This is a genomic window from Nonomuraea rhizosphaerae (genome assembly GCF_019396405.1).
GTDB classification, from domain to species: domain Bacteria; phylum Actinomycetota; class Actinomycetes; order Streptosporangiales; family Streptosporangiaceae; genus Nonomuraea; species Nonomuraea rhizosphaerae.
Genome location: NZ_JAHKRL010000251.1, coordinates 1 through 2,501, shown reverse-complemented (window position 1 = coordinate 2,501; position 2,501 = coordinate 1). Strand labels below are relative to the sequence as shown.

The 2,501-nt window shown below is 65.7% G+C and carries 2 protein-coding genes; both read right to left on the bottom strand.

Annotated features, from left to right (window positions below):
* Nucleotides 1–121 precede the first annotated feature (121 nt).
* Entirely contained in the window at nucleotides 122–1,135 is a 1,014-nt protein-coding gene (locus KME77_RS12725; protein ID WP_219466204.1) for an aldo/keto reductase, read from the bottom strand.
* A gap of 207 nt (nucleotides 1,136–1,342) precedes the next feature.
* Nucleotides 1,343–2,389: a glycosyltransferase family 2 protein gene (locus KME77_RS12720; protein WP_219466202.1), complete on the bottom strand. Its 1,047-nt coding sequence runs from the start codon at nucleotides 2,387–2,389 to the stop codon at nucleotides 1,343–1,345.
* Nucleotides 2,390–2,501 lie beyond the last annotated feature (112 nt).

Genomic DNA, 2,501 nt, shown 5'->3' with positions numbered 1-2,501 from the left:
TCGATCTCGCGTACGCGAACCCGCTCAGCCACAAACAGAGTCTGAGGCGATCACACCGACCGAGGTGGGACCTTGATCGGCGTGTCCCTACGAAACGGGGCAAACCCAAGATGATGCGGCACTAGCTCGTGGTCTCCACCGGTTCGCGTTCCAGCAACTCCTCGATCTCCTCCATCTGCTGGGGAGTGAGAGGCCCGAGCGCCAGCGCTCCGGCGTTCTCCTCGGCCTGACGTACGTTCTTGAATCCCGGGATCGGGATGGTCTGGTCGCTGCGGGCCCAGATCCAGGCCAGCGCACCCTGGGCCAGAGTGCGTCCATCGCTCGTCAAGATCTCGCGGATCGCCTCCAGCCGGTCGAGATACGCGTCTTCGGGCCGGCCCTCCTTGAAGTACGCCACCCACTCGTGGCGAGCGCCGCGCACGTCGTCCGCCGGCAGTCGCGAATCGGCGGTGAACTTGCCGGTCAGTATCCCCATCGCGAGTGGGCTGATATCGATGCTGGCCAGGTTGTGCTGCCGGCAGACGTCGAGCATGGACGGAGCGTCGTCGAAGACGTTCAACGTGTGCTCGACGGCCGCACAGTGGGGCCGGCTCGCGAACAGGCGCGCGCAGTCCGGGTCCCACGTGCTCCAGCCGTACGACCGGACAAGACCCTCTCGGCACAGGTCGTCCAAGGCGCCGGCGAGGTCCTCCGCCGCCGGCTGCGGGATCGACCCGACATGCAGCAAGTAGAGGTCGAGGTAATCGGTGCCGAGCCGGCGCAGCGAGGCTTCGCACGCCCGGCGGGCATAGGCGGGCGATGTGTCGGTGCCCGAGACTTCTCTGGTCTCGGAGTTGTACGTGAAGCCGAACTTGGTGGAGATCACAGCCTGGTCGCGCCGGCCTTTGAGCGCGTTGCCCAGGACGATCTCGCTGTGACCCGCGCCGTACGCGTCGGCTGTGTCGAAGAAATTGATGCCCGCGTCCAAGGCGTGGTGTATGGCGCTGATCGACTCGCGGTCGTCGACCAGGCCCCATCCGTCCGGCTTGCCGTCGAACGTGAAATCCCCTCCGATCGCCCAGCAGCCGAAGCCCATCGGGCTGACCTTGATACCAGACTTCCCCAATGACCGTTCGAATGTCGCGGCTTTGCTCATGCGTCGTTCCTCCGGAGCGTCAGGCGAGCAGCCGGCAGAATATTGAGTCGCGCGTCGCTGCTCATTTCAGGTCTGTTCCAGGGAGTTCACAGGATCAACTGACACCACAGGCATTGACTCAGGGTGTATTGGCGACCGCACCCCGTTGCCCGTGCTGTCATGAAAAGCGCGAGCCGATGACCGCCTCGCGCTTTCCTCCTGCGAGTACTACGAATGGTCCGGCAGCAGGGTCGGCCAGCTGAGCGGCTTCGGCGGGTCGTCGTACATGCTGCGGAACTTGCCGGACGTCATCCATTGGCACAGTCCGGCGATCGCGGCGGCGGAGATCGTGAGATTCACCAGGAAATGAATCCCCGCGTAGTAGAAAAGGAACAGCGGACCGCGCTCCGCGCGCACGAAGCCGTACATACCCGCGTCCGCGGCGATCGAAAGGGCCAGCAGCGCCACCGGAACCAGGGCCCATGGCCAGCCGAGAACGACCGGCAGCGCCACCGAGACGACGGCGAAGAACGCGGCGACGCTGCTCCACACCCGCGACGCCGTCTCGAATCCCTGGGCGAACTCCTTCTTGCGCGCGTACAGCGGGACACGCACCCTGCCACGGTGGAAGAGCTTACGTAACATCCCGCGCAGCGAGTCGTCAGGATCATGCCGGCCGCGCAGATCCGCGGTGAGGCGGATCTGATAGTTGCGTGAGAGCCGATGCCCGTACTCCACCTCCTCCGACCAGCGCAGCCGCGGGTCGAACGGCCCCACCTCCGCCCATACGTCCGCGCGGATGGCGAACATCGCGGAGAACAGGAACGACACGATCCCGTCGGGCGTGAGCGACCAGTAGTGGTACTGAAGGGCTCGATACTCCTTGATCATCTTGTCTCTGATCAGCGGAACCGGATCCTCGATGCCGCAGATGGCGCCGACTTTCGGGTCGGCGTCGAGGATCGCGACCGCATTGGCCACCGCGTCGGGCTCGATCACCAGGTCGGAGTCGACGAAGAACAGTATCTCGCCACGGGCGTGGGCGGCCCCCAGATTGCGGGCGACCGCCTGCCCGCCGTTGCGCGACGGGCTGACCACCTTGACGCCCATCGATTTCGCCACGGCGACGGAATCGTCGGTGCTGCAATCGTCGGCGACCAGGATTTCCAGCGGCGAATACGTTTGCTCGCGAATCGCCCGCAGGCAGCGGCCCAGCGTCGGCGCGTAATTGTAATTGGGCACGACGACGGTAACGAGAGGGTTGTGGGATGACATGAATGCTCGCCTCCGATCTCAGGTCATCGGCCCGCCGGCGGCCTCCTGCCCATGGCCGGCGGCGGACCAGGTTGGTCAGGCCGCGGGGGGCCGGGCGGGCCGGGGCCGGTCG